The sequence below is a fragment of the Fulvivirga sp. genome (assembly GCF_040220315.1).
GTDB lineage: Bacteria > Bacteroidota > Bacteroidia > Cytophagales > Cyclobacteriaceae > Fulvivirga.
The window spans coordinates 1-2909 of the sequence record NZ_JAVJUY010000247.1 but is presented as its reverse complement, the minus strand read 5'-3'; the positions used below and the strand labels follow the sequence as shown (position 1 = coordinate 2909).

1 protein-coding gene and 1 pseudogene are annotated in these 2909 nt (G+C 35.5%); both read left to right on the top strand.

Annotated elements, in window-relative coordinates:
- A partial coding sequence (locus RLO81_RS11915) for a sensor histidine kinase (protein ID WP_350111772.1) occupies positions 1–2100 on the top strand: 2100 nt, incomplete at its 5' end.
- A 511-nt stretch (positions 2101–2611) separates the two neighbouring features.
- Positions 2612–2909, top strand: a pseudogene (locus RLO81_RS11910) (hypothetical protein); the annotation flags it as partial.

The following is a 2909-nucleotide window of genomic DNA, read 5'->3' as shown; positions in this document are numbered from 1 at the left end:
CTGGCAAATGGGGAGGAAGGCATGTGGATTGGTACAACTTCAGGTCTATTTCAATTTGATGGCCATTCAGTTAAAGAATTTCCACAAAACAAATTGCTAAAAGATGATCATATTCAGTCAATTCTTCGAGACAAGAAGGGCGATCTTTGGATAGCCACATCAGATAATGGATTGTATCACTATAATGAAGTGCAGTTGGTTAATTACAATATCACAAATGGTCTAGGGAGTAACAATATAAAATCAATAGTTGAGGACTCCGATGGAGCGATTTGGTTGAGTACTCAAAATGCTGGAATTGCCAAGATTCAAAATGATTCCATTCTTTTAATTACAGAAAGAGAAGGACTCATTAACAATCGTACTTACTGTGTATATACAGATAAAAACAATGTAATTTGGGTAGGAACTGAAAATGGGTTATCCATTATTAAAGGGAATGAAATTATTTCAATTAGCGAAAAATCTGGGTTAACAAATAATTCTATATTGTCGATTAAGGAGGATCTTTTCGGAAGAATTTGGTTGGGGACTGAACAAGGGTTATCATTAATAGCAGAAATTCCGTCATCAGATTCTAAAAAATACCAAGTTTATACATATAATAAATCCAATGGACTAAGAGGTCTCGATTTCAACTTCGGGAGTGTATGTCTGGATAGTAAAAGTCGATTATGGTGGGGTACAGGTAAAGGTCTGGAAATGATGGATTTAGCTAAATTTCAACTACCAAGTGTTAAACCAAAGGTTCGACTTACTACACTTCAAATCAATGAAAAATCTATTAATGAATGGGGAGAAGATGCAAATATTACCTTTGATAGCTTGGCCAATTTTACTGACTATCCTTTTGGACTCGAATCCTCGCACTTAAAAAACCATTTTACATTTAAATTTTCAGCAACCGATTGGTCAGCACCGGATCGTATTGTTTACAGCTATCGCCTTCTTGGTTTGGAAGAAGATTGGGGAAATCCTATTTCCGAACAAAAGGCTGATTATCGAAACCTACCTCCTGGAGAATTTGAGTTTCAGCTGAGTGCTATGGGTGAATCCATGCAATGGAGTGATCCTGTTAGCTATAAATTTAAAATTTTGGCGCCTTGGTGGCAACAAAATTGGTTTCGTGGATTCATGATTTTATTAGTTGTTCTAAGTGGAATTTTAATCCATAATTTGAGAATTAATTGGTTGAGAAAACGAAAAAAGGTATTGGAAATGCTCGTAACAGAAAGAACCAACGAAATTATTGCTCAGAATGAAGAGTTAAGTTTGCAAGGTGAAGAACTGGCTGCGCAAAGGGATAAACTTGCTGAACAAAATTTGATGCTGGAGGAGTCAAGAAAAAGGATCTCGCAGCAAAATGAAATTCTTGAAAATGAGGTCACTAAAAGGACTCAGGAAGTAGTGGATAAAGCCCTAGAGCTTGAACAACGATATCTACAATTAGAACAGTTTAGTTATGTAACCGCTCATAACCTTAGGGCCCCTGTTGCCAGGTTGTTAGGATTATCAGATTTATTCGAAAAAAATAAAAATGTTGATCATGCGACTAACAATCTTAAGAAAATGATCTGGAAAGAGATTGAGGATTTGGATGTTATTGTTAAAGATTTGAGTGAGATATTGAACTTTCAAGAAAAAGAAAATACGACACTGGAGACAATTAATATCGATCAACTGTTGCTTGATATTGAGGAGGAATTTAAAGAGGAACTCCGTGTTTCAAAAGCTACTATAAAAAAAGAATTGAGGATAAGCGAGGTGAATTCAAACAGAATCTACCTTTATAATATTCTCAGTCAACTCTACTCAAATGCCATTAAATTTAGATCAACCAAACCATTAAATCTGAACATAATCGTTTCGAAACCTGAGGACTATATCCAGATACAGCTTACTGATAATGGCATTGGTTTTGATCTTAAGCAAGTGCACGATAAACTGTACCAACCATTTCAACGGTTCAACACTAATTATGATGGGAAAGGGCTCGGATTATACTTTGTTAAAGCTCAGCTACAGATTCTGGATGGTACAATTGCAATTGACAGCTCACCAGGTAAAGGTACCTGCGTAACAATTTATTTGCAGCCTTAATTGAATTAAAATTTTGGTTTTAAGGATTAGAAAAATACTTTTTAAAAGTAAAGATCTGAGGTATAAACAAACAATCGGGCCAGGGAAATACATCGATAGAACTGTTCAAACTAATGGGAACTTTTAATGCAGCTCTAACGTCTGCTTTCATTTTTAACTTTGAGTAAGCTGCTTGTAAAGCGTTTCAGTAACTACTACGAAGATTGAAGGTTTTGGCCTATGATTAGTAGGCCATTCACAATCACACCTGCTGACCTATCACCTCCTTCCCATTAAATTGCACATTTGTTGATAAACATATATACAATACAAAGTGCTTATCATAACGCAACTTAACCACAGAGCTTAAATTCCATATTCCCAGAAGAATTAAGGCACGATTAAAAACAGCATTAACTGTCTATTAAAGCTGATTTTCAAAAAATAATTAAGATACTTTATAAAGTTAGGAAACCTAATTATATATTTGTCGTATTAATAATTAGTAATCCTAACTAAAATAGAAATTAAAATGAAAAATGTATTTGCAAGCATAATGTTAGTGGGGCTAGTGGCTCAGGCATGTGCTCAGACAACCAATGAAGATCCTCGTTTCAAGGATTCGAAAGATCTTAAAATTACAAAAGCCGATGTAGTGTTTGATTCACAGCTGCAACAATTGGTCTGGAGTATTAATGTAGAAGGTATGGCCGGTAAACTAAAACCTACAGCCGTTGGGCAGCTCGATGGAGCACCTGTGTTAGGTTATGTTTTCCCAACCACTTTAAGCTCAGAAGCAGTAGGTTTTGACAAGACCGAAGGTATCGTAG